Source organism: Phyllobacterium sp. P30BS-XVII (assembly GCF_014138335.1).
In the GTDB taxonomy this organism is placed as follows: Bacteria; Pseudomonadota; Alphaproteobacteria; order Rhizobiales; family Rhizobiaceae; genus Phyllobacterium; species Phyllobacterium meliloti.
The window spans coordinates 264,547-288,191 of sequence record NZ_JACGXO010000001.1; the positions used below are offsets into that span (position 1 = coordinate 264,547).

Below are 23,645 nucleotides of genomic sequence, written 5' to 3' on the forward strand. Positions count from 1 at the left end.
TGTTCTAAAGCTCGCCCATGGCTCAAGAATTCGGCATACGCTCTTCCTATCTGTCGCGGCGACTGCGGCTGACAACATTGATCCGCCTGCGCTGGCTGGCGGTTGCTGGTCAGAGCATCGCGGTTCTGTTCGTTGCGCTCTATCTGAAATTTCCGTTCCCGGTCAGCATCTGCTTCGCACTGATCGCCTGCTCAGCATGGCTGAACCTGCTTCTGTCGTTCCGCTATCCGATCAATCACCGCCTTGAACCACGGGCAGCGATTACCGTTCTTGCCTTCGATATCCTGCAGGTGGCCGGGCTGCTCTATATGACTGGCGGTTTGCAGAACCCCTTTGCTGTCCTCATGATTGTTCCGGTCATTATTTCCGCAACATCGCTGCCAGCATCATCAACTGTCATACTCGGCATTCTCGTGACCGTCTGCGCAACGGCACTGGCCTATTTCCACCTGCCCCTGCCCTGGTACCCTGACGAGACCCTGCAATTGCCGTTTGTGCTCGTCGCGGGCGTCTGGTGTTCCGTTGTTTCAGCGCTGGTCTTTACCGCCGTCTATGCCTACCGCGTTGCCGAAGAAGCCCGCCTGCTTGCCGATGCGCTCACCGCGACGGAACTGATCCTGCAACGCGAGCAGCACCTTTCGGCACTTGATGGGCTTGCCGCCGCCGCTGCACATGAACTTGGCACGCCGCTCGCCACCATCGCACTTGTCGCCAAGGAAATGCAGCGCGCGCTTGCCCAGGATGACCGCTTTGCTGAAGATGTTGAACTTTTACGCTCACAGACCGATCGCTGCCGCGAAATTCTGAAGCGCCTGACCAGCCTTTCCTCCGAGAGCGAAGAGCATATGTCCCGGTTGAAGATTTCCTCGCTGATCGAGGAAGTCATCGAACCCAACCGCAATTTTGGCATCAGCATCGAGGTAACAAAACTGCGCGGCGAAGGCCATGAGCCAGTTATCCGCCGCAATCCGGGGATCATTTATGGCCTTGGCAATCTGGTTGAGAACGCCGTGGATTTCGCCCGCGAGACCATAGAGGTCAGCTGGGGCTGGACCGACAAGACAGTGCAGATTGTTGTCGCCGATGACGGAAAAGGTTTCCCGGCTGATATTCTCGACCGAATCGGCGAGCCCTATACCACTGGCCGCGACCGCGAGATCAATGAACATGGTGGTGGCCTTGGTCTTGGGCTCTTCATCGCCAAAACCCTGCTGGAACGCTCCGGCGCAGCCATAACCTTCCGTAATCGCAATGATCCGGGCCAAGGCGCGGAAGTTGTTGTGACTTGGCCGCGCAATCAACTTGATGAACAAAACGGATAACCTTTGACTTTTTGTTCATTGCGAACCATTAACGGAGTATATTTGTAAGAAATGAGCAGGAAACCCTGATGGAACACACGGATCAGGACGATATTGCGGCCATAGGCGGCGATCGAACGTTGTTACTGGTTGACGACGACAAGCCCTTTTTGCAGCGCCTTGCGCGCGCCATGGAATCCCGCGGGTTTACGGTGGCGATCGCTGAATCGGTCGAGGCCGGACTTGCCAGCGTCAAGACGCACGCACCTGCCTATGCGGTTGTCGACATGCGCCTTGGCGATGGCAATGGCCTTGATATCATCGAGGCAATCCGGGCGCGCCGCGAAGATACCCGCGCAATTGTCTTAACCGGCTACGGCAATATCGCGACTGCTGTTAACGCCGTGAAACTCGGTGCCATCGATTACCTGTCGAAGCCCGCCGATGCGGATGAGGTGTTTGCTGCACTGACCCGGCGCTCCGGTGCCAAGGTTGCACCGCCTGAGAATCCGATGTCAGCGGACCGTGTTCGCTGGGAGCATATTCAGCGCGTCTATGAAATGTGTGACCGCAATGTTTCCGAAACAGCGCGCCGCCTCAACATGCATCGCCGTACACTGCAACGCATCCTCGCCAAGCGCGCCCCGCGCTGAGTTTCTATTTCATCGGTTTTTGCAGCGTCTGGAGTAGGTGCAACTCACCATGAGGGAGATACGCCTCCCCCTCATGGTTGTTATGTCGAACCACAAACACCTACTCCACATCCGTTTCAGGCAAATGTATTCCTGATAGTTCGGCAAGCGTCATGCGTGCAGCGCTTACCCGCGCAAAACGCAGGGTCATAGCCTTGCGGGTGGCACCCGGCAATTTATGCTCGGGCGCGTCACGCAGGATTTCGGCACCATAGCCATCCGACAGGATAAACCCGCAATCCTCAGGGAAGATTTCAGCGGGAACACCGGGGTGCGTGGCAAAGAACAGCCGGTCGCAATGGGCCCGGTATTCAGGCCATTTCCTGTCGACCTTCCAATCCTCAATCGATGACTTGATTTCAACAATCCATATTTCGCCGCTCCGCGACAAAGCCACCAGATCCGCCCGCCGACCAGAGGCCAAAGGCAACTCCGGCACGACAGCCAAACCAAGCTCCAGAAACAGCCGCTGCACGCCGCGGCGCACCAGCATGGCATTTTCCGACTGGCGTCCATCGATGAGCGGACTGGTCTGACCGGGAATCACAAGGGGCATGGCGCAAGTATCTTTGAAAACTCTGCAACCGAATACGGCAAAAATGCACCAGTTGGTTGAAGAAAACGTGGTTAACAGAAAACTACGCTTTACGGTTAATCAAGCATTAACAATAATGGCAGTAATGAGGGAAGACAACTGAATCGCCTTGGATTCGGCCAATACTTGATGGGGTGACTATGCAACTCAAGACGATCGCTCTTGCAGTTGGACTGATGGGTGCAACTGCTCTGACCGGCTGTTCCACATTCGGCTTCAACTATTCCACTGCCTCCTATTCTTCTGTGACCGACGCGGGATATGTGCTTCCAGCCATTCCACGCGCCAAAATTCCTCCGCAGTTCCTGCGTCAGGAAGTTCGCTATGATAGTGGGGAAGCACCGGGGACAATCATTGTCGATACCAATGCAAAGTTCCTCTACTTCATGCTTGGGGATGGTCGCGCCATGCGTTACGGCATTGGCGTCGGCAAGCAGGGTTTTGAATGGTCCGGCTCTGCCCGCATTGCCCTGAAGCGCGAATGGCCGACCTGGACACCGCCAAAGGAAATGATCAAGCGCAAGCCGGAACTGGCTGAATTCCGCGACGGCATGGACCCCGGACTGCAGAATCCGCTCGGCGCACGCGCGCTCTACCTCTTCAATAAAAGCGGCGACACCGGCTACCGCCTGCACGGCACGCCGGAATGGTGGTCCATCGGCAAGGCCATGTCCTCCGGCTGTATCCGCCTGATGAATCAGGACATTATCGACCTCTTCAACCGCGCCGAAGTGGGCGCGAAGGTCGTTGTTCTTTAATTTTCCGGCTTATGAATTGCACGAAAAGGCTGCCCCTCGGGCGGCCTTTTTATTTATCGAACTGATTTTTGCCTTGTTGACCTGATCGACAAGGCGCTCATAGATTGTTCTCAATGCGCATAACCGGGAAGGTCCACATGTTTAAAACCGTAGCCACCACGCCATTTGACGATCAGAAGCCGGGAACATCCGGACTGCGCAAGAAAGTTCCCGAATTCAAGCAACCGAACTATGTCGAGAACTTCATCCAGTCGGTGTTCGATTCGCTGGATGGCTATAAGGGCAAGACTTTGGTGATTGGTGGTGACGGGCGCTACTACAATCGCGAAGTCATCCAGATTGCCGTGAAGATGGCGGCGGCCAACGGGTTTGGCCGGGTCCTTGTCGGTCATCACGGCATTCTTTCAACACCGGCCGCCTCCAATGTCATTCGCAAGTATAAGGCGTTCGGCGGCCTTATTCTTTCCGCCAGCCACAATCCGGGCGGTCCAACCGAAGATTTCGGCATCAAATATAATATCAGCAATGGCGGTCCCGCTCCTGAGAAGATCACTGATGCGGTCTTTGCCAACTCCAAGGTGATCAAGGAATACAGGATCGCCGAAGCCGCTGACATCGACATAGATACCGTTGGCAAACAGCAGCTGGCCGGCATGGATGTCGAGATCATCGATTCCGTCTCCGACTATGCGGAACTGATGGAAACGCTGTTCGATTTCGATGCCATCCGCGCATTGATCAAGTCAGGCTTCACGCTGCGGTTTGATTCCATGCATGCCGTAACCGGCCCCTATGGCAAGGAAATCCTCGAACACCGCCTTGGTGCGCCTGATGGCACCTGCGTGAATTTCGTGCCGCTCGAGGATTTTGGCGGGCATCACCCCGATCCCAATCTCGTCTATGCCAAAGATCTCTACGATCTGCTGATGTCCCCGGATGGTCCTGATTTCGGCGCGGCGTCCGATGGCGATGGTGATCGCAATCTGATTATCGGTAAGGGCATGTATGTCACCCCGTCGGACTCACTGGCGATGCTGGCAGCCAATGCGCATCTGGCGCCCGGCTATAAGGCTGGGCTCAAAGGCATTGCCCGTTCCATGCCCACAAGCGGCGCTGCGGACCGCGTGGCCGAAAAGCTGAAAATCGGCATGTACGAGACGCCGACAGGCTGGAAGTTCTTCGGCAATCTGCTTGACGCGGATATGGCGACCATTTGCGGCGAGGAAAGCTCAGGCACCGGTTCCAATCACGTCCGTGAAAAAGATGGTCTGTGGGCCGTTCTGCTCTGGCTCAACATCCTTGCCGTGCGCAAGGAAAGTGTTCAGCAAATCTCACGGGAACATTGGGCCACCTATGGGCGCAATTACTATACCCGCCACGATTACGAGGAAGTGGATTCGGCAGCCGCCAATGGCCTGATCGACACCTTGCGCGCCAAGTTGCCGACTTTGGCTGGCAAGACGTTGCAGGGACTGACAATCACCACGGCGGATGATTTTGCCTATCACGATCCGGTCGACAAATCGGTAAGCCAGCATCAGGGTATCCGCATCCTCTTTGAGGGTGGTTCGCGCATCGTCCTGCGCCTTTCCGGCACGGGAACATCGGGCGCAACACTGCGGCTCTATATCGAGCGCTATGAGGCAGACCCGAAGCGCCACGGCCTTGAAACACAAAGCGCGCTTGCTGATCTTATCAGCGCTGCCGACGAATTGACCGAGATCAAGACCCGCACTGGCCGCGATAAGCCAAGCGTGATTACGTGAGATATGGGGCATATACGGTTAATGCCGTTGGTGGGGGAAATTCACCCCCCTCTGCCCTGTCGGGCATCTCCCCACAAGGGGGGAGATCACATTGGCATGAAAGGTTTCCCACAAATGGAAGCGTTGCAGATTGTGCAACGTCAGTAATACAGCTGATCTCCCCCCCTGTGGGGGAGATGGGCGACAGCCCAGAGGGGGGTGAAATGCCCCACAAACAAAGCTATTCAAACACGATAGCCGGTGCCGCCTTGCCCTTCGTCTTCGCTGTCTGCAGCTGGTCCCAGACCTTGGTGGCAATCTCGCGGTAAACCTTGGCTTGCGCCCCCTCGGGATTGCTGATCACAACGGGCGTTCCGGCGTCAGACATTTCGCGGATTTCCATTACCAGCGGCACTTCGCCAAGGAAGGGAACACCGAGCCGCTCTGCTTCCGCACGCGCGCCGCCATGGCCAAAAATGTCGTAGCGATTACCGGTATCGGGCGCGATGAAATAGCTCATATTCTCGACAATACCGAGCAACGGCACATCGACCTTCTTGAACATGTTCAGGCCCTTGCGCGCATCGATCAGCGCCAGATCCTGCGGCGTCGAGACGATCACCGCGCCAGCAAGCGGCACCTGCTGCGCCATAGTCAATTGCGCGTCACCGGTGCCGGGCGGCATGTCGACAACGAGGACATCCAGATCGCCCCACTGCACTTCGCGCAGCATCTGCGTCAAGGCAGACATGACCATTGGACCACGCCAGATCATCGGTGTTTCCTCATCGACGAGGAAGCCGATCGACATGACTTTCAGACCGTAGCCTTCCATGGGCTTCAGCACGCGGCCGGAGACGACTTCCGGTTTGCCTGAAAGGTGGAGAAGGCGCGGCATGGACGGGCCATAAATATCCGCATCGAGAATTCCGACGCGGTGGCCATTGGCCTGTAGGCCAAGCGCCAGATTGACAGCAGTTGTTGACTTGCCCACCCCGCCCTTGCCCGATGCAACGGCGATAATCGCGCCAACACCGGGAACACCTGATTTAACTGGCGCGGCGGCGTGGCCATGCTGGTGAGCTGCCGCAGGCTGGGCGGCAACGCGGGGCGGCGGAACAGCACCTGCGGGTGCCGGGCGCTGGACGGGACGCTGCGGGGCAACAGGTGCCGGACGCGGCACGGCATCATCGCTGGTCGGGCCGCCCTTTTTCTCGGCGGTCAGCGCAACAATAGCTCCGGCCACATCTGGCATGTTCTTGACAACACGCTCGGCGGCGGAACGCAGAGGCTCCAGTTCCTGGGCACGCGCCGCTGGAACAGTAATGGAGAAAAACACCTTGTTGTCAGCAATGAAAATATCGGAGACGAGCCCCAGATCGACAATATTGCTGTTGAAATCAGGCCCGGTCACTGTTTTCAGCTGATCGAGAACCTGCTCCTTGGTCACGCCTGCCATGCTTGTTGTCCCTTTTGTTCCTTACCGCTTCACATAGTGCAGTTGGATAGAAACGCCAATGGGGCAAAGCGCAACTTCCGCTGCGGCCTGTCCTGCAGCCGCAGCGGAATGGGTGACTTCAGATCAGACTTTCCACACACCCGGTATCTGCCGGGTGGCGATGTTGAGACGGTTCCACACATTGACATTGGCAATAGCCAGAACGAGGTCTCCGAGCTGCCTTTCATCGAAATATCTTGCAGCTTCATTCCAGATATCATCCGGTACCGGGTCGGATTTGTCGGCAATGCGGGTGACAGCTTCCGTCAATGCCAGTGCCGCCCGCTCGGCATCGGAGAAATAAGGCGTATCGCGCCATGCCGAGACGGCAAAGAGGCGCTCATCGGTTTCGCCAGCCTTGCGGGCCATGCGTGGATGCATATCAACACAGACGCTGCAGCCATTGATCTGGCTGGCCCGCAAATGGACCAGTTCCAGCAGACCTTTGGGGAACTCGCTCGTGCTGGTGGAAGCAGCGAGCGCCTGTAAGGCTTTCATGGCGTCAGGATTGATCATTGCGGGATTGCTCATACGTGCTTGCATTTTCTTTCCTCTCGTTTTCGGGGCCCGGCGTTTGAATATCCAGGCTTTTGCTCTTGACGGTTCAGCGGCTCCGATTTCTTGTCACATCCGCCGGCTTTCGTTCGTCATTGCTTTGACGGAACAGGATGAGGAAATGTGACAGATGAACGAGAAAAAATTTCTGGCAGAGCAATTCGAGGCCAATCGCACGCATTTGCGGCAGGTTGCCTACCGTATGCTGGGCTCCATGACCGAAGCTGAGGATGCGGTGCAGGAAGTCTGGCTGCGGCTCAACCGCGCGGAAACGGGTGACGTCGATAATCTTGGCGGGTGGCTGACAACCGTGATCTCCCGCATCTGTCTCGACATGCTGCGCGCACGCAAATCACGCCGTGAGGACCAGCTAACCCCGCAAACGCCAGAACCGGTGGCGGGCGGCGATCCTGAACGCGATGTGGTGATGGCGGATTCAGTTGGTGCAGCGCTCTTGGTGGTATTGGAAAAGTTGGCGCCTGCCGAGCGGCTGGCTTTCGTGCTGCACGATATGTTCGGCGTGTCCTTTGACGAAATCGCGCCCATTGTCGACCGCACGCCGGATGCGGCGCGGCAGCTTGCCAGCCGGGCACGGCGGCGGGTGCAGGGAACCGAGACCACACCGGAACGCAATCTTGCCCGGCAGCGTGAAGTGGTAACTGCCTTTCTGGCCGCGTCGCGTGGCGGGGATTTCAGTGCGCTTCTGGCGCTGCTTGATCCGGATGTGGTCTTCCGTGCCGACAATACTGCGGTACAGATGGGCTCACTAGCGGAAATTCGTGGTGCCGAGGCTGTGGCCAATACATTCAAGGGACGAGCACAGGGCGCACTGCCAGCACTTATCGATGGTGCGCTGGCTATTGTTGTCTCTATCCAGGGCCAGTTGCGTGTTGTGCTGAACCTGACAATGGTAGATGAAAAAATCACCGATATCGAGGCTATTGCCGATCCGGAACGCCTCGGTGGCTTCGATCTGGTGATGCTGGACAATTGAACCATCATGAACGAGGCCGGATAGCGGCCTCGTTCATCGTTGCGGGAAATCAGGAGGCGATGAGAAGCCGCAGCTTCTTCAACGCCATCTCTGTGGTTTCCTTGTAGTCGATGGTGCTTTTCAGCCGGGCATCCCGGTCGAGCAGCATCACCGATGCCGTATGGTCCATGGTGTAGTCGCCATTTTCTGTCGGCACCTTGCGGGCGTAAATCTTCCAGCCCTTGATGAGTTTCTCGACTTCCTTGGGATCGCCGGTGATACCAGTGATCCGGTCGGTAAAGGCAGCGGTATAGCCCTTCATCACCTCGGGCGTGTCACGCTCAGGATCAACAGAGATGAAAAAGACACGCAGATCCTTACCTTCATCCCCCAGAGCCTTGAGCCAGCCCGCCATTTCAAACAGCGTGGTCGGGCAGACTTCCGGACAGTGGGTAAAGCCAAAGAACAAGGCTGTCGGATGGCCCTCGAACGCCGCTTGGGTGATTGGCGCACCGTTCTGATCAATCAGGGAAAACGGAGCACCAAGCTTGACCGGCTCTATCTCATTGCCATTGCGGGCACTTAGATAGGTAAAGGCAAGGAAGATCATCAAAAGAGCGATGACCGACCACAGCGCTATGCGAACATTGCGTACATTCATCACTGGCCATGCCCCGTGGACGTCGCGCCAGCGGCTTCCACTTTCAGATTGACCTGAACCTTGCCTGCCTTCTGGAATTCCAGTGTGACGGGGACGGTTTCACCCTGCTTCAACGGCTGCTTGATTTCGAGCAGCATCAGGTGCATGCCGCCCGGCTCAAGTTCGATGGTTCCGCCAGCGGGAATTTCCACACCATCGGCAAGCTGGCGCATTTTCATCACCTCGCCATCCATTTTCATTTCGTGGATTTCGACGCGGGCCGCGGCAGGGCTGGAGCCACCGAGCAGACGGTCGGCTTCCTTGGCTTCATTGGTGATCGAGATATAGCCGCCGCCCACTTTGGCGCCCGGCAGAGTGGCGCGGGTGAAGGCATCGGTGAACACAAGATTGCCGACCTTCACAGCATCCTGTGCCCCGTCTTTTTTCATCTTGGCCATATCGCCCTTGCTCATGGCCGAGTGATCATGGGCCAGTGCAGGCACCGAAAAAGATGCCGCCAGAAGGGCAATAGCCGCAAATTTGAGAGTGGATTTCATGGACGTTCTCCAGTTCCGTTTGGTTATGAGAATACGCGTTTGAGCGGGGAAGGAATACGCTGGATCAGCTGATCCAGAACAAGCATCGCCAGAATGGCAAACCCGGTGAGCGGGAAGAGCACACCGAAGCCGAGGATGACCAAAGTCAGCGCCGCAAAGACGCTTTTTTGCGAAGGCATGGGCGGCACACCAAGACGACCCGAAGGACGGCGCTTCCACCACATGACCACGGCGGAAACCGCCGCAAGAATAATGGCAAAGCAGGTAACAAGCATGACAATCTGGTTGAGGAGACCCCAATACTGGCCCATGTGAACGCCAATGCCAAACTCGATTGCCTTGGCACCCGCGCCGTAATCGGCAAACTTCAGATCAACCAGTGGCTTGCCTGAGTATTGATCGAAATGGATTGTCCGCTGTTTGGCGATGTCATCGGGAAAGATCGCCGCCGTATAGACACCTTCCGGATCGGATGGCAGCGAAACCTCGAAACCGGGGGTAATGCCTTCGGCCTTGGCGGATGTGACGATCTGATCGAGGCCAACGCTCTTTACGACGCCATCAACTGTCGAGGTTGGAACAGGTGCATTCTCGACGGTCCAGCCTGCTTCGGTCAGCACATCCTTTGTCGGGATTTGCGACATAGGCGTCTCGTTCCAGAGCTGTGTGGGATAGCCAAGACCGTTATTCGCCAATGTTCCATTGAGCTTGTCGCCCCAATAGGATGACCAGGGCATGCCTGTAATGGCAAGAAAGAAGATCAGGGCACCGGCTACCGCACCAGTCACCGCATGCAGATCGCGCCAGAACACCCGCTTGTCGGGCGTGCCGCGCACTGTAATGACACCGCCACTCTGCTTGCGCGGCCACCAGAGATAGAAGCCGGTGACAACGAGGATCAATGCGAGACCGCCAACGGCTTCGACCACCCGGTCAAGTGCAAAGCCGAAATAGACCAGACTATGGATCTTGCGCACGACCCAGTTGAATTCCTGCTTCTCCGCAACCTTGCCAAGAACAGAACCGGTATAGGGATCAACAAAGACAAGCACCTTCCCGGCATCGGTGCCGACAATTACCCGTGCCGATTGGATTGGCGTTGATGGATCACGATAGCGCAGGATTGCCGAATCCGGGACCGCCGCTTGCGCATTCTTGATCAATAGCGATGGCGCAAGCGTCTCGCTTTTGGGCGTGACGACATTACGATAGGCAAAGACCGTATTGTCGATCTCATCCTTGAAGAGATAGAGCCCGCCGGTGATGGCGAGATTGAGCATGAAGGGAATGACCAGAAGGCCAGCGAAAAAATGCCAACGCCAGATGGCGCGGTAGAGAGATTGACTGATGTCCTTGGGCTTCTCCGAAGCCAGAGTTGAGACGCTCATGCGTGTTCCAATCGTCCGAAAGCAACAATGATTGACCTGTCAAAGGCCAATGGATGCGCCAAAAATGGCGCAACCCTTCCGTTCGATGGCGGACCAGCGTGCGAAAGGGTTCCTGTCAGACGAGTGGGGGAGCCTGCGGCGGCGCTGCCGGAGGATAGAGGCTGCGGGCAATCAGGACCGCTTCACGCTTGATGGCAAGCGAGCGAACAGGTTCGACCTTCAAGCCACCCGTATGGGGCGGGGTGGCAAGAATGAACGATGCGGAAAGACGGCATGCCTCGCAGCTATTGCCATGATAGGCGCTCTTGTGCGGGTCCTGATCACCACTGCCGGGAAGGCAGAGCACGGGAACGGTGCCGTCAGGCAGCGTATAGGCAGCAAGATCAATCTGATCGCTGGGCGCGGCGATGACGGGCTGATGGGCAAAGGCGACGAAGACAAGCGCCAGCGCGCACAGCATGCGCACAGCCAGTTGCCAATCGTATCCATATTTGCGCATCACATCCCCGTTGTGCGATTTTGGCCCGTTGTGCGGTTCCGGCTAACCAGATACTCCAGCTTGCAGGCGAAATCTATGCGGCAAAGCGACAAATGCCCGGAGATACTTATGACGAGAGAAAATTGATCTCGATCAGCCATGCATGGGACGGCATAGTTTCGAATGTTACCGTTTCCGATGTTGCAAGATGCAACACATCGTCGGGTCCAAGCATTTCACCCGACGCAAGCTGGGCATTATCGCGTAGAAGCACAAAAGTCGCCTCGCCATCGCCACGCACAACCGCCCTGTCCAACCGGCTAAGCTGCGCCTGATATCTTCCGCGCCTGATCATAACATTGAGATCCGTCACCTCATGCAAGACCTTTGCGCTTGTGGGCGTATCGCCGGGGAATGCCATAGCCGGACATGACGGATCGAGCTTTTCAGGCGGTCGGCCGTCCACCGTCAGCACCATCTCGCCTTCAAGCACGGCCAACACCCTGTTGATCCCGGCAAAGGCCGAGAACGGGCCTGAATTGGGTACTTTCGCCATGCTGATACGCCAGTCGAAACTGTCGACCGATGCACCCTCAGGAAAAACGGCAATTTCGGTGGTGACACCCTTGCCGTTCTTCCATGGCATCTTCCGGTGATCAGCCGCACGCAGGATGCGCATCAGCCGAGAATACCTGGCAGGTTGAGGCCCTTCTCTTTGGCGCAATCAATGGCAATCTCATAGCCCGCATCCGCATGGCGCATGACGCCGGTTGCCGGATCGTTCCAGAGAACGCGCTCAAGACGGCGCTTGGCATCATCAGTACCATCGGCGCAGATAACCATGCCCGCATGCTGCGAGAAGCCCATGCCGACACCGCCGCCATGATGGAGCGAAACCCATGTGGCACCGGATGCCGTGTTGAGCAAAGCATTGAGCAAAGGCCAATCGGAAACCGCATCGGAGCCGTCCTTCATCGCTTCGGTTTCGCGGTTTGGCGAGGCGACGGAGCCGGAATCCAGATGATCGCGACCGATGACAACGGGCGCTTTCAGCTCGCCCGTTCTTACCATTTCATTGAACGCAAGGCCAAGACGATGGCGATCCCCCAGACCAACCCAGCAGATACGTGCGGGCAGGCCCTGAAACGCGATACGGTCACGCGCCATGTCGAGCCAGTTGTGCAGGTGGGTATTGCCGGGTGTCAGTTCCTTCACCTTGGCATCGGTCTTGTAGATATCTTCAGGATCGCCTGAAAGTGCAGCCCAGCGGAACGGGCCAATACCGCGGCAGAACAGCGGACGAATATAGGCAGGAACGAAGCCGGGGAATGCAAAGGCGTTTTCAAGCCCCTCATCCTTGGCAACCTGACGGATATTATTGCCATAATCGAGCGTCGGCACACCGGCATTCCAGAAGGCAATCATCGCCTCCACATGTTCGCGCATGGAGGCACGGGCGGCTTTTTCGACGGCCTTGGGGTCGCTCTCACGCTTGGCTTTCCATTCGGCCATGCTCCAGCCCTTGGGCAGATAGCCGTTGATCGGATCATGCGCCGAGGTCTGGTCGGTCACGATGTCAGGACGCACACCGCGACGCACCAGTTCGGGCAGGATTTCAGCGGCATTGCCAAGAAGGCCAACGGACTTGGCTTCGCCGGCCTTGGTCCAGCGGTCAATCATTGCAAGCGCTTCATCCACCGTTTCAGCCTTGGCATCAACGTAGCGCGTGCGCAGGCGGAAATCGATGGAATCAGGATTGCACTCAACCGCGAGGCAGCAGGCACCGGCCATAACAGCGGCCAGCGGCTGTGCGCCGCCCATGCCACCAAGACCACCGGTCAGAATCCACTTACCCTTGAGACTGCCGCCATAATGCTGGCGGCCAGCCTCGACAAAGGTCTCATAGGTGCCCTGAACAATGCCCTGCGTACCGATATAAATCCATGAACCCGCGGTCATCTGGCCATACATGGCCAGACCCTTCTTATCCAGTTCGTTGAAATGGTCCCATGTGGCCCAATGGGGAACGAGGTTCGAATTGGCGATGAGCACACGCGGCGCATCCGCATGGGTGCGGAAAACACCAACCGGTTTGCCGGATTGCACGAGCAGGGTCTCATCCTCGTTCAATGTTTTCAGGGTGGAGACGATCTTGTCGAAATCATCCCATGTACGGGTGGCGCGGCCAATGCCGCCATAAACCACCAGTTCATTGGGGTTTTCGGCGACATCCGGATCGAGATTGTTCATCAGCATGCGCAGCGGCGCTTCGGTCATCCAGGATTTGGTGTTGAGTTCCGTACCACGGGGGCTACGAATTTCACGGATATTATGGCGTGGATTGTTCATCATTAGCTCCCCAGCTTGAAGGCGGTTTGTTCGAGATTTTCGAGAATGTCTTTGAGATGTTTGCGCAGGCGCTCGGCCTTCGTCTCATCATAGGCAAAGGGCGGCGCTTCGGTCTGCAAATGGGTGGACTGTGCCAGTTCCATCTGGATCGCATGAATACCCAGTTGTGGCTTGCCATAATGGCGCGTGGTCCAGCCCCCCTTGAAACGGCCGTTCATGACGCCATCATAGCCGGATGCCGCAAAGGCAAACCGACCGGCGGCTGCGGCCACCTCAGGCGCGCAGCTTGCGCCCTGATTGGTGCCAATGTTGAAATCCGGTAGCTTGCCCTCAAACAGGAAGGGGATGTGCGAGCGGATGGAGTGGCAATCATAGAGAATGGCAAGGCCGTGAATATCCTGCACGCGCTTGATCTCAGCGGCAAGCGCCTCGTGATAGGGCTTGTGAAACTGTTCAAGCCGCTTTTGCGTATCGGCGGCGGCAGGCTTTTCGCCATCGCGCCAGATCGATCTGCCGTCAAAATCCGTTTCAGGAACGAGGCTGGTTGTATTCTGCCCGGGATAGAGGCTCACATCATCAGGATCGCGATTGGCATCGATGACATAACGATGGAACGTCGCACGTACCGTCGTCGCTTCAGGCAGAAGGCCATCATACAGCGTGTGAATGTGCCAATCCGTATCGGCAAGCAGCTTGCCGTTTTCGTTGAGGCGGTCCCAGATATCAGCTGGAACCTCCGTGCCCGTATGCGGCAGGCCCAAAATGACCGGGGATGAACCCTGTTTGACATCAACAACACTCATAGGGCGGTATCCAGTGCTGGCAGGATGTCGGAGGAAATGGCGGCATTGAGAATGCCGGAACCGACAAGATCGGAAACCGCTTTCAGGTCGGGCGCCATATAGCGGTCTTCATCCAGCGTCGGCACAACGGAACGGATCGCCGCATGGGCACGGGTAAGTTCCGGGCTTGTCTGCAACGGGCTGCGCAGATCAATGCCCTGTGCTGCCGTCAGCGCCTCGATGCCGATAATCGAGAACAGGTTGTCGGTCATCTGCAACAGACGGCGTGCGCCATGGCAGGCCATGGACACATGGTCTTCCTGATTGGCTGATGTCGGGGTGGAATCAACCGAGGCCGGGTGCGACATCTGCTTGTTTTCCGACATCAGTGCAGCGGAGGTCACTTCGGCAATCATCAGGCCGGAATTCAGACCGGGCTTGCGGGCGAGGAAAGCAGGAAGGCCATAGCTCAAGGCTGGATCGACCAGCAGCGCAATGCGGCGCTGGGCAATCGAACCGATTTCGCAGATTGCGAGCGCAATCTGGTCGGCGGCGAAAGCCACGGGTTCCGCGTGGAAGTTACCACCCGAAACCACAGAACCATCGCTGAGAACCAGCGGATTGTCGGTCACTGCATTGGCTTCGATTTCCAGTGTGCGGGCAGCCATGCGCAGGAGATCAAGGCAGGCACCATCCACCTGCGGCTGGCAGCGGATGCAATAGGGGTCCTGAACGCGCTCGTCACCTTCAATATGGCTTGCGCGGATCGGCGAATTTTCAAGCAGACGGCGAAGCGCTGCACCCGTATCGATCTGACCACGATGACCGCGCAGGGTGTGAATATCCGGATGGAACGGCGCGGATGAGCCCATCGCCGCATCGGTGGACAATGCGCCGGTGATCAGAGCCGATTGGGCGGAACGGTGCGCGCGGAACAGGCCAGCCAATGCCAGCGCTGTTGAAACCTGCGTGCCGTTGATCAGCGCCAGACCTTCCTTGGCGGCAAGCACAACCGGCTTCAGGCCAGCCTTGGCAAGGCCGTCACGGGCGGGCATCTGGGCTCCAGCAAACACCACATCGCCCTCGCCGATCATCGCGGCAGCCATATGGGCCAGAGGTGCCAGATCGCCTGAAGCACCAACCGAGCCTTTTTCGGGGATAACAGGAATGACACCCTTGGCGAGCATACCCTCGATCAGGCTGATCAGTTCAGGGCGAACACCCGAAGCGCCACGACCGAGCGAAATAAGTTTCAGCGCCATGATCAGCCGGACGATATTCTCCGGCAGCGCATTACCAACGCCGCAGCAATGCGACAGAATAAGATTGCGCTGGAGTGTTCCCACATCAGCCGCATCAATGCGGATCGAAGCAAGTTTGCCGAAGCCGGTGTTGATGCCATAAACAGGGGCGTTCCCGGCGGCGATTTCGGCGATACGCGCAGCGGCAGCTTCGATGCCCTTGTGGAACGACTGATCAAGCTTGACCGGCATTCCCTGCCAGTAGATTTTTTCCAGTTCGGCAAGCGGAACGGAACCGGGGTGGAGGACGACAGTCATGGTTAGGCCTTCAAGATGAGCTGGTGGAGGGGATTGAAGCCAATGCGGTAGCAAAGTTCTGCGGGCTGCGTGGCGTTCCAGATGGCGATTTCGGCACGCTTGCCCGGAGCGATTGTGCCAAGATCATCCTGCAATCCAAGCGCATGGGCGGCTTCCCGCGTTGCGCCTGCCAGCGCCTCTTCGGCGGTCAGGCGGAACAGGGTGCAGGCCATATTCATGGTCAGGAGCAGTGATGTCAGCGGCGATGTGCCGGGATTACAATCCGTAGCGATAGCGATACGCACACCGGCTTCGCGCAGGGCTTTGACCGGCGGCGCCTGCTCTTCCCGCAATGCATAGAATGCACCGGGCAAAAGCACAGCCACTGTGCCAGCAGCAGCCATAGCCTTTGCACCATCCTCATCCAGATACTCAAGATGATCGGCAGACAGCGCACCATAGGAGGCGGCTAATTTTGCACCGCCAAGATTGGAGAGCTGTTCGGCATGCAGCTTGACCGGGATGCCAAGCGCCTTGGCCCGGTCAAAAACGCGGGCAATCTGCGCGGGCGAAAAGGCTATGCCCTCGCAGAAGCCATCGACAGCATCAACCAGTCCTTGCGCATGGGCGGCATCAAGACCCGGCAAAACAACCTCGGAGATATAATCATCCGCGCGGCCACGATATTCAGGCGGAACCGCATGGGCAGCGAGGTAGCTGGTACGGATGCGCACCGGGCGTAGCGTGCCGAGGCGGCGCGCCACCCGCAGCATTTTCAGTTCCGTTTCTATATTGAGGCCATAACCGGATTTAATTTCAACGGTGGAAATACCTTCCGCCAGCAGGGTATCCAAGCGCGGCAGGCTTTGTGTAACAAGCTCATCTTCGGAAAGACCATTGGTTGATTTGACCGAGGAGACAATACCGCCGCCTGCCCGGGCGATTTCCTCGTAACTTGCACCCTCAAGCCGCATTTCAAACTCGCGCGCACGGTTGCCGCCAAACACCAGATGGGTGTGGCAATCGATCAGCGCCGGTGTTGCCAGACGTCCGCCGAAATCCTGCGTCTCAACGCCTTTCCAATCACCCGGAATGGTCGCGCCAACCCAGGAAATGCAATCATTTTCAATGCCGATCGCACCCGCATCGATCAGGCCATAGGCAGCACCGGTATTCTCCAGCGTCGCAATTCTCAATCCGGAAAGAATTTTCCTCATTGGCCTTGATACCATCCCCATTAGCGCTTGCTCATGACGTTATTATGTATATACATATTATGTCAAGGAGCCGTTGGGTTTGTTGTGTGTGGGGGTTTGGTTCGTGGTTCGACAAGCTCACCATGAGGCCCTTCGACAGGCTCAGGATGAGGGGAACGCAATTCAGCAACGTTGGAGATTATCGTTGCATCCTCACTCTCCCTCATGGTGAGCTTGTCGAACCACGAACCAAAAACCGAGTGAACCGCTTGTACGTAGGAAATAAAAAATGAATCCAGTCGCCAAATCGGTATTTGCCCGCTCTGCCCTTACAGAAAACGGCTGGGAAAATGATGTTCTGGTGCAAATCGATGCAACTGGACAAATTGTTTCCGTCGAAGCCAACAGCACCGCCCTCCCCAGCAGCTATCGCACCCCTATCCTGCTCCCCGCTCAGGCCAATCTGCACAGCCACACCTTTCAGCGCGCCATGGCGGGGCTATCAGAAGCACGCAGCCCTGAAGGACGGGACAGTTTCTGGACCTGGCGCGCAATCATGTACCGGTTTCTCGACATTCTCGACCCCGAGGATATCGAGGCCATCGCCGCCTTCGCCTTCGTCGAGATGCTCGAATCCGGCTATTCCAGCGTTGCGGAATTTCATTATGTCCATCACCAGCCGGGTGGAACACCCTATGCGAGCCTTGGCGAGTTGTCCGAGCGGATCGCCGCTGCCGCCAGTGCCACCGGCATGGGCCTGACATTGCTGCCTGTCGCCTATGCGCAGGGCGGTGTCGATGGCCGGGCGCTTGCGGGCGGGCAATTGCGCTTTGGCAATGATGTCGAGCGGTTTTCGCAACTGGCGGAGGCAGCCGAAAAAGCGGCCCGCCATACCGGTCCGGACGCAGGCTTTGGCGTCGCGCCGCATTCAATCCGCGCCGTCAATGAACATGACCTTCTGGAGCTGGAGCGCCGGTTTAGAGCCATGCCGTTCCATATTCACATTGCCGAGCAATTACCGGAGTTGGAAGAAGTTCAGGCTGTCTATGGCCAACGCTCCATGAGCTGGCTGCTGGATCACCTCCCCGTCAATGAACGCTGGTGCCTCATCCATTCGACACATATGACGCCCGAAGAAACATTGCGCGTGGCCAAAAGCGGCGCGGTTGTCGGCCTTTGCCCGCTGACGGAAGCGAGCCTCGGTGATGGCATATTCGACGGTGTGCGTTACCTCAATGCGGGAGGACGCTTCGGTACGGGATCGGATTCCAATATCCGCATTTCACCATCGGAAGAGTTGCGGCAGCTCGAATACAGCCAGCGTCTGCGCGATGTCTCGCGGGTGACGCTTTCGGTTGACGGCAAGTCCAACGGGCGAACGCTCTATGATGCTTCGCTCGCCGGCGGAGCACAGGCGCTTGGCCGCAAGGCTGGCAGTCTTGCCGCCGGGAAATGGGCCGATATGGTCGCGGTTGATGCCGACAATCCGGCGATCCTTGGTCTTAAGGGCGACCGGTTGCTTGACGGCTGGATTTTTGCAGGCGACAGGCATGCGGTAACCGATGTGTGGTCGGCAGGCCGCCATGTGGTGCATGACGGACGCCATCATGCACGCGAGCAAATCTTTGCAACCTACAAGACGCGGCTTGCGTCAATTCTGGAGCGGGTGTGACAGCAACAGCGCGAAAATCCTTCCACGCCATCAAGGCCGAAATGGCCCGCCGCATCGCCGAGCGGGTCTGGGCTCCCGGTGCGCTGATCCCGGGCGAGGAAGTTTTATCTGTCGAGTTTGGCTGCGCCCGCGCAACTGTCAATCGCGCCCTGCAGGAATTGGCGCGTGGCGGCGTGCTTGTACGCAAGCGCAAGGCCGGAACACGGGTTGCCCTGCATCCAATGCGCGAAGCACGCTTTGTCATTCCTATTATCAGGCAGGAAATCGAGACAAAGGGCGGAAAATACCAATTCAAGCTGCTTTCCAACCGGGTTGAGAAGGCACCGGCAACCATTACCCAGCGCATGGGCCTCACCAAGGGCAAGGAAATGCTGCATGTGCGGTGCCTGCATCTGTCCGACGGCAAGGCCTATCAATATGAAGATCGCTGGGTCAATCTGGATGCGGTGCCTTCCATACGCGGCGAAACATTCGAAACCATCAGCCCAAACGAATGGCTGGTGACGCACTCGCCGTTTTCACAGGCCGAGATTGTCTTTCATGCCGGTGTGGCCGGGGCTGAAGAAGCTGAGATTCTCGGTGTTGCCGAAAAGGATGCGGTGTTCATTGTCGAGCGCGTTACGTTCGTGCCGCAAAAGCCGATTACATTCGTGCGGATGATCCACCCCTCGTCCCACCGGATGGTGACGCAGCTTTAGATAAAATTCCTGAAATTCCTGAGGATGCGGTTCGCACGGCTTACGCTGGTAAAGACCGCTGAGGTGCGGTGATTTGTCAACTTGCCAGAACAATTGTCTACTAAAATACTCATAATTTCCTAGAATAATTCTAAGCTATTGATATTTTTCATTGTTTTCCGAAATTATCATTTGACTTTGAATCGAAGCATTGCCTTTATGCACGGGCACAAGAGTGCATACCTTTGATGTCTGGGCCTTGAACCCGTTCGATTGGAGGACCCTGTGATAGGTCTTTTTCTGCCACGCCTGCGCGTGGTCTCTACGCTGCATCCGCGGCGTCCACATTCTGCTTCCGGCCTCAACAGGCTGACGCAGCCCGTTGCCTGGTTATGCCGCAACGAATTTACTGCCTTGATCCGCAACAATGAGCAGGATGGGAGTGGACATGTATCCACGCACATCTGAAATCGGGAACGGTACGGGTTGTTATTTCGACCGCGCGCCGGAAAAGCTCGTGCTTGAAGGCTATCGCCGCTGGACTGCCGGGTTTGAAACCGGCTCGGTGATTGCCTGGGAAATGGCTTATGGACTTTACAGCGAAATTCTCGGCACCCGTGAAGGCAATCGCGCCCTGTCGGAACTGTCTTTCTTTATCCGCACGCTGCGCCATTGCGCCCTGTGCCCGCTGAAGACATTCCCGTTCGGCTCGCACCATGTGTGCAAGGAAGAATGCCTGACTTTGGGTCTGATCGCCGGACTTCAAAATTGCGACATGCTTGCAGCAAGAACCTGCCTCAATGCCATGGCATGTCCGTCCCGGCATGAGGAAGTCGAAAACGCAGCCATTGGTTTTGCCGAAACATTGGTGGAACTGGATCAGGTGCTTTTGCCGATCCCGAAATTTGCAATCGATGACATCATTTCTCGCCCGATGCGGGCGAAGTACCATTAAGAAGAAGGGGAAATATAATGATCATCAGCTCCCGCATGGAACGACGCCTCTCAATCGCCGCGACTGCCGTATTGACTCTGGCGATTTTTATCACGCCGCTCACGGTGCGTGCTTCCATCGAAGCCAAGGCCGTAACGAGCACTTTCACGGAAGTTGCGTCGGTGGAACCGGCCGACCTGCTGCTCAGAAAATAAGAGCCTCCAGTCCGGTACCGGCCTCGTGCCGGTACTGTTCTTCAACGCGGACAACACAAGCTGCCGATGAAATATTATTTCGCACGCAACCAGTTTTCTTCACCGCACTAAACCCAACCATCCATTTAATTGACGCTTGCGCTTGACAGCCGGGGAAGAATCCTGTCGCGGGCAAAATTCCGGGCCAACGGATAATAGACTACTGTTTCTGTAGACTTAGGTATTCAGGTAGAATTTTCTAATTTATCGATATAAAAGGAATTCTTTCCAACGCCCGCTATGCGGGTCGCTCTGCTACGCTTCAGGTCACACTACACGGAGGCAGGCATGAAACATTCCCGATTTTCGCTATCGCTGGCGGCAGCATTGTTCGCCGCAACAGTTTCCTTTCAATCGCTGTCTGCCGCCCATGCGGATACGACGCTTCTGAACGTCTCATACGATCCGACCCGCGAACTCTACAAGGACTACAACGCGGCTTTTGCAGCAAAGTGGAAGGCCGATACGGGCGAAACCCTGACGATCCAGACCTCGCATGGCGGCTCCGGTGCGCAGGCCCGCTCCGTCATCGATGGCCTTGATGCCGATGTGGTGACACTGGCTTTGGAGAGCGATATCTCAGCCATCGTAAAGGCGACCAAGAAGATCAATCCTGATTGGCGCACCAAATATCCGCACAATTCGGCTCCTTACACATCCACAATTGTTTTCCTCGTGCGCAAGGGCAATCCGAAAGGCATCAAGGACTGGGGCGATCTGGTCAAGGATGGTGTCGAAGTCATCACGCCAAATCCGAAAACATCGGGCGGCGCCCGCTGGAACTACCTTGCAGCATGGGCTTGGGCCTATGGCCAGTACGGCGGCGACGAAGCCAAGATCAAGGACTATATCGGCAATCTGTTCCAGCATGTTCCTGTGCTTGATTCCGGCGCACGCGGTTCGACCACAACCTTTGCCCAGCGCGAGCTTGGCGACGTTCTGCTCGCATGGGAAAATGAAGCCTATCTTGCTTCGGATGAATTCGGCGCTGACAAGTTCGACATCATTGTCCCGCCGCAATCCATTCTGGCTGAACCGCCCGTGGCTGTTGTCGACGGCAATGTCGATGCCAAGGGCACGCGCAAGGTAGCCGAAGCCTACCTGCAATATCTCTACTCCGCAGAGGGCCAGACCATCGCCGCCAAGCATTTTTATCGCCCGGCGGAGCCTAAACTGGTGCCTGCTGACATCTTGAAGAAATTGCCGGAGTTGAAACTGGTGACGATCGATGATCCAATCTTCGGTGGATGGGCTAAAGCACAGCCCTATCACTTCGGAGATGGCGGAACGTTTGACCAGATTTACAAGCCGAAAAAGTGACAGCATGATTTCCAACCTTGCCAAGGCAGGTTGGCGGTTTAAGAGGCCGAGTGTCATTCCAGGGTTCGGAATGACACTCGGCTTCACTCTTGCCTATCTGACCCTCATCGTTCTTATTCCACTGGCCGGTCTGGTCTGGCGTTCCGCCTCGCTCGGCTGGGGCGGCATGTGGCATGTCGCAACAGATCCGCGCACACTGAACGCGCTGAAAATCAGCTTTGGCACATCGTTCGTGGCCGCGCTTATCAATGTTGTGTTCGGCGTTATCGTTGCATGGGTGCTGGTGCGCTACCGCTTCCCGGGCCGCCGGATCATCGACGCCATTGTGGATTTGCCCTTTGCATTGCCAACGGCTGTTGCCGGTATTGCGCTGACGGCGCTCTATTCCAAAAATGGCTGGATCGGTAAATGGCTCGATCCGCTGGGGATCAAGGTCGCCTTTACACCGATTGGCATAACGATTGCCCTGATCTTTATCGGACTGCCTTTCGTCGTGCGCACCGTGCAGCCAGTGATGGAAGAAATCCGCAAGGAAGTGGAAGAGGCAGCCGCCACCCTCGGCGCTACGCGGTTCCAGACGATCACGCGTGTGCTGTTGCCCGGACTGACACCAGCGATCCTCACCGGTTTTGCCCTCGCCTTTGCCCGTGCTGTTGGCGAGTACGGATCGGTGATCTTTATTGCTGGCAATCTTCCCTATATCTCGGAAATTGCGCCGCTTCTGATCGTTATCAGGCTTGAAGAGTTTGACTATACGGGCGCCACGGCAATCGCGGCAATCATGCTGATCATTTCGTTCACGATGCTTTTTGTCATCAATCTCATTCAGGCCTGGAGCCGCAGGAGGTATGGCTATGCGACATGAATTGCCACAACCTCCCGAGCCTGCAACCAAAGCCTGGCACCCGGCAACCACGGAAAGCCGAACGGCGCGTTTCGTGCTGATTGGCGTGGCGCTGGCCTTTCTCGGGCTGTTCCTGCTTCTGCCGCTCATCTCGGTTTTCTTTGAGGCGTTTCGCAAAGGTCCCGCGGCTTACTTTGCAGCCTTTGCCGATGCGGATGCGCTTTCCGCCATTCGGTTGACCCTTTTGGTGGCGGTGATTGCTGTTCCGCTCAACCTCGTCTTTGGCGTGGTCGCAGCCTGGACCATTGCCAAGTTCGAATTCAAGGGAAAGGCGTTTCTGACGACGCTGATCGATCTGCCTTTCTCGGTTTCCCCGGTTATTTCGGGACTTGTCTATGTGCTGTTGTTCAGCAGTCACAGCGCGCTGGGGCCTTGGCTCAAATCGCAGGGGATCGAAATCCTGTTTGCTGTTCCGGGCATTGTTCTGGCAACGGTTTTCGTAACCTTCCCCTTCGTTGCGCGGGAACTGATCCCGTTGATGCAGGAACAGGGCACGACCGATGAGGAGGCCGCGCTTTCGCTTGGTGCCAATGGCTGGCAGACTTTCTGGCATGTCACCCTGCCGAACATCAAATGGGGCTTGCTCTATGGCGTGCTCTTGTGCAACGCCCGTGCCATGGGAGAGTTTGGCGCAGTGTCCGTCGTTTCAGGCCATATTCGTGGCCTGACCAACACAATGCCGCTGCAGGTCGAGATTCTCTATAACGAATTCAATACGGTCGCTGCCTTTGCAGTGGCTTCGCTTCTGGCGCTGCTGGCGCTGGTGACGCTCGTTCTCAAAACTCTTCTGGAGTTGAGATATGGTGCGGAACTGGCTGCCAATGGCGGACACTGAGAGG

Annotated in this window: 24 protein-coding genes; 12 read left to right on the forward strand and 12 right to left on the reverse strand. The window is 56.9% G+C overall.

The annotated features are described in order from the left end of the window. The first annotated feature begins 17 nt into the window (after positions 1-17). Together FHW17_RS01315 and FHW17_RS01320 are read left to right on the forward strand one after the other, a co-directional pair. The gene (locus FHW17_RS01315; protein WP_091878816.1) at positions 18-1,322 is read left to right on the forward strand and encodes an ActS/PrrB/RegB family redox-sensitive histidine kinase; all 1,305 of its coding nucleotides are present in this window, start codon (positions 18-20) and stop codon (positions 1,320-1,322) included. Between the two features lie 68 nt (positions 1,323-1,390). Then, entirely contained in the window at positions 1,391-1,954 is a 564-nt protein-coding gene (locus FHW17_RS01320) for an ActR/PrrA/RegA family redox response regulator transcription factor (protein ID WP_091878818.1), read from the forward strand. A 100-nt stretch (positions 1,955-2,054) separates the two neighbouring features. On the opposite strand, the gene FHW17_RS01325 is transcribed toward FHW17_RS01320, so the two are convergent. Beyond that, positions 2,055-2,549 carry an MmcB family DNA repair protein gene (locus tag FHW17_RS01325; RefSeq protein ID WP_112528147.1) on the reverse strand — a complete coding sequence of 165 codons (495 nt, stop codon included), beginning with the start codon at positions 2,547-2,549 and terminating at the stop codon, positions 2,055-2,057. A gap of 179 nt (positions 2,550-2,728) precedes the next feature. Between FHW17_RS01325 and FHW17_RS01330 the strand changes: the two genes are divergently transcribed. Together FHW17_RS01330 and FHW17_RS01335 are read left to right on the forward strand one after the other, a co-directional pair. Further along, on the forward strand, positions 2,729-3,346 hold the full coding sequence (locus FHW17_RS01330) for a L,D-transpeptidase (RefSeq protein ID WP_112528145.1): 618 nt from the start codon (positions 2,729-2,731) through the stop codon (positions 3,344-3,346). 137 nt (positions 3,347-3,483) lie between these two features. Continuing rightward, on the forward strand, positions 3,484-5,112 hold the full coding sequence (locus FHW17_RS01335) for an alpha-D-glucose phosphate-specific phosphoglucomutase (protein WP_182509049.1): 1,629 nt from the start codon (positions 3,484-3,486) through the stop codon (positions 5,110-5,112). A 220-nt stretch (positions 5,113-5,332) separates the two neighbouring features. On the opposite strand, the gene FHW17_RS01340 is transcribed toward FHW17_RS01335, so the two are convergent. Further along, positions 5,333-6,550 (reverse strand): Mrp/NBP35 family ATP-binding protein, encoded by a 1,218-nt coding sequence (locus FHW17_RS01340; RefSeq protein WP_182509050.1) that lies wholly within the window; start codon positions 6,548-6,550, stop codon positions 5,333-5,335. A 123-nt stretch (positions 6,551-6,673) separates the two neighbouring features. Continuing rightward, the gene (locus tag FHW17_RS01345) at positions 6,674-7,132 is read right to left on the reverse strand and encodes a carboxymuconolactone decarboxylase family protein (protein ID WP_182509051.1); all 459 of its coding nucleotides are present in this window, start codon (positions 7,130-7,132) and stop codon (positions 6,674-6,676) included. A 142-nt stretch (positions 7,133-7,274) separates the two neighbouring features. On the opposite strand from FHW17_RS01345, the gene FHW17_RS01350 reads away from it, so the two are divergent. After that, on the forward strand, positions 7,275-8,138 hold the full coding sequence (locus FHW17_RS01350; RefSeq protein ID WP_182509052.1) for a sigma-70 family RNA polymerase sigma factor: 864 nt from the start codon (positions 7,275-7,277) through the stop codon (positions 8,136-8,138). Positions 8,139-8,187: 49 nt separating this feature from the next. Here FHW17_RS01350 and FHW17_RS01355 read toward each other — a convergent pair whose 3' ends face one another. The 9 genes from FHW17_RS01355 to hutI form a co-directional block, all read right to left on the reverse strand. After that, the gene (locus FHW17_RS01355) at positions 8,188-8,778 is read right to left on the reverse strand and encodes an SCO family protein (RefSeq protein WP_113095122.1); all 591 of its coding nucleotides are present in this window, start codon (positions 8,776-8,778) and stop codon (positions 8,188-8,190) included. Next, positions 8,778-9,314 (reverse strand): copper chaperone PCu(A)C, encoded by a 537-nt coding sequence (locus tag FHW17_RS01360; RefSeq protein ID WP_246706715.1) that lies wholly within the window; start codon positions 9,312-9,314, stop codon positions 8,778-8,780. Before FHW17_RS01360 ends, FHW17_RS01355 begins: the two co-directional genes overlap by 1 nt. A 23-nt stretch (positions 9,315-9,337) precedes the next feature. Then, the gene (locus FHW17_RS01365; protein ID WP_182509053.1) at positions 9,338-10,702 is read right to left on the reverse strand and encodes a PepSY domain-containing protein; all 1,365 of its coding nucleotides are present in this window, start codon (positions 10,700-10,702) and stop codon (positions 9,338-9,340) included. A gap of 115 nt (positions 10,703-10,817) precedes the next feature. Next, the gene (locus FHW17_RS01370) at positions 10,818-11,201 is read right to left on the reverse strand and encodes a hypothetical protein (RefSeq protein WP_112528130.1); all 384 of its coding nucleotides are present in this window, start codon (positions 11,199-11,201) and stop codon (positions 10,818-10,820) included. Positions 11,202-11,307: 106 nt separating this feature from the next. Continuing rightward, positions 11,308-11,859 carry a HutD family protein gene (locus FHW17_RS01375; protein ID WP_182509054.1) on the reverse strand — a complete coding sequence of 184 codons (552 nt, stop codon included), beginning with the start codon at positions 11,857-11,859 and terminating at the stop codon, positions 11,308-11,310. After that, positions 11,859-13,529: a urocanate hydratase gene (hutU, locus tag FHW17_RS01380; protein WP_182509395.1), complete on the reverse strand. Its 1,671-nt coding sequence runs from the start codon at positions 13,527-13,529 to the stop codon at positions 11,859-11,861. The genes FHW17_RS01375 and hutU overlap by 1 nt, the downstream gene beginning before the upstream one ends. A gap of 2 nt (positions 13,530-13,531) precedes the next feature. Continuing rightward, complete coding sequence (gene hutG, locus FHW17_RS01385) at positions 13,532-14,332, reverse strand: N-formylglutamate deformylase (protein ID WP_112528124.1); 801 nt, start codon at positions 14,330-14,332, stop codon at positions 13,532-13,534. Then, entirely contained in the window at positions 14,329-15,870 is a 1,542-nt protein-coding gene (hutH, locus tag FHW17_RS01390) for a histidine ammonia-lyase (protein WP_182509055.1), read from the reverse strand. The genes hutG and hutH overlap by 4 nt, the downstream gene beginning before the upstream one ends. Before the next feature lie 2 nt (positions 15,871-15,872). Continuing rightward, a complete protein-coding gene (hutI, locus tag FHW17_RS01395) occupies positions 15,873-17,066 on the reverse strand; it encodes an imidazolonepropionase (RefSeq protein ID WP_246706716.1) in 1,194 nt (397 codons plus the stop codon). 268 nt (positions 17,067-17,334) lie between these two features. Here hutI and FHW17_RS01400 point away from each other — a divergent pair, with 268 nt between their 5' ends. The 7 genes from FHW17_RS01400 (at position 17,335) to cysW (ending at position 23,641) form a co-directional block, all read left to right on the forward strand. Beyond that, on the forward strand, positions 17,335-18,717 hold the full coding sequence (locus FHW17_RS01400; RefSeq protein WP_182509057.1) for a formimidoylglutamate deiminase: 1,383 nt from the start codon (positions 17,335-17,337) through the stop codon (positions 18,715-18,717). Beyond that, on the forward strand, positions 18,714-19,415 hold the full coding sequence (locus tag FHW17_RS01405; protein WP_227987388.1) for a GntR family transcriptional regulator: 702 nt from the start codon (positions 18,714-18,716) through the stop codon (positions 19,413-19,415). The genes FHW17_RS01400 and FHW17_RS01405 overlap by 4 nt, the downstream gene beginning before the upstream one ends. Positions 19,416-19,842: 427 nt before the next feature. After that, positions 19,843-20,349 carry a hypothetical protein gene (locus FHW17_RS01410; protein ID WP_112528114.1) on the forward strand — a complete coding sequence of 169 codons (507 nt, stop codon included), beginning with the start codon at positions 19,843-19,845 and terminating at the stop codon, positions 20,347-20,349. Positions 20,350-20,366: 17 nt separating this feature from the next. Further along, positions 20,367-20,543 carry a hypothetical protein gene (locus FHW17_RS01415; protein WP_162700209.1) on the forward strand — a complete coding sequence of 59 codons (177 nt, stop codon included), beginning with the start codon at positions 20,367-20,369 and terminating at the stop codon, positions 20,541-20,543. Positions 20,544-20,870: 327 nt separating this feature from the next. Further along, positions 20,871-21,902 carry a sulfate ABC transporter substrate-binding protein gene (locus tag FHW17_RS01420; protein ID WP_091878848.1) on the forward strand — a complete coding sequence of 344 codons (1,032 nt, stop codon included), beginning with the start codon at positions 20,871-20,873 and terminating at the stop codon, positions 21,900-21,902. A 4-nt stretch (positions 21,903-21,906) separates the two neighbouring features. Beyond that, positions 21,907-22,767: a sulfate ABC transporter permease subunit CysT gene (gene cysT, locus FHW17_RS01425; protein ID WP_112528112.1), complete on the forward strand. Its 861-nt coding sequence runs from the start codon at positions 21,907-21,909 to the stop codon at positions 22,765-22,767. Then, positions 22,757-23,641, forward strand: coding sequence for a sulfate ABC transporter permease subunit CysW (gene cysW / locus FHW17_RS01430; protein ID WP_112528110.1), 885 nt, complete (start codon positions 22,757-22,759; stop codon positions 23,639-23,641). The genes cysT and cysW overlap by 11 nt, the downstream gene beginning before the upstream one ends. The last annotated feature ends 4 nt before the right edge of the window (positions 23,642-23,645 follow it).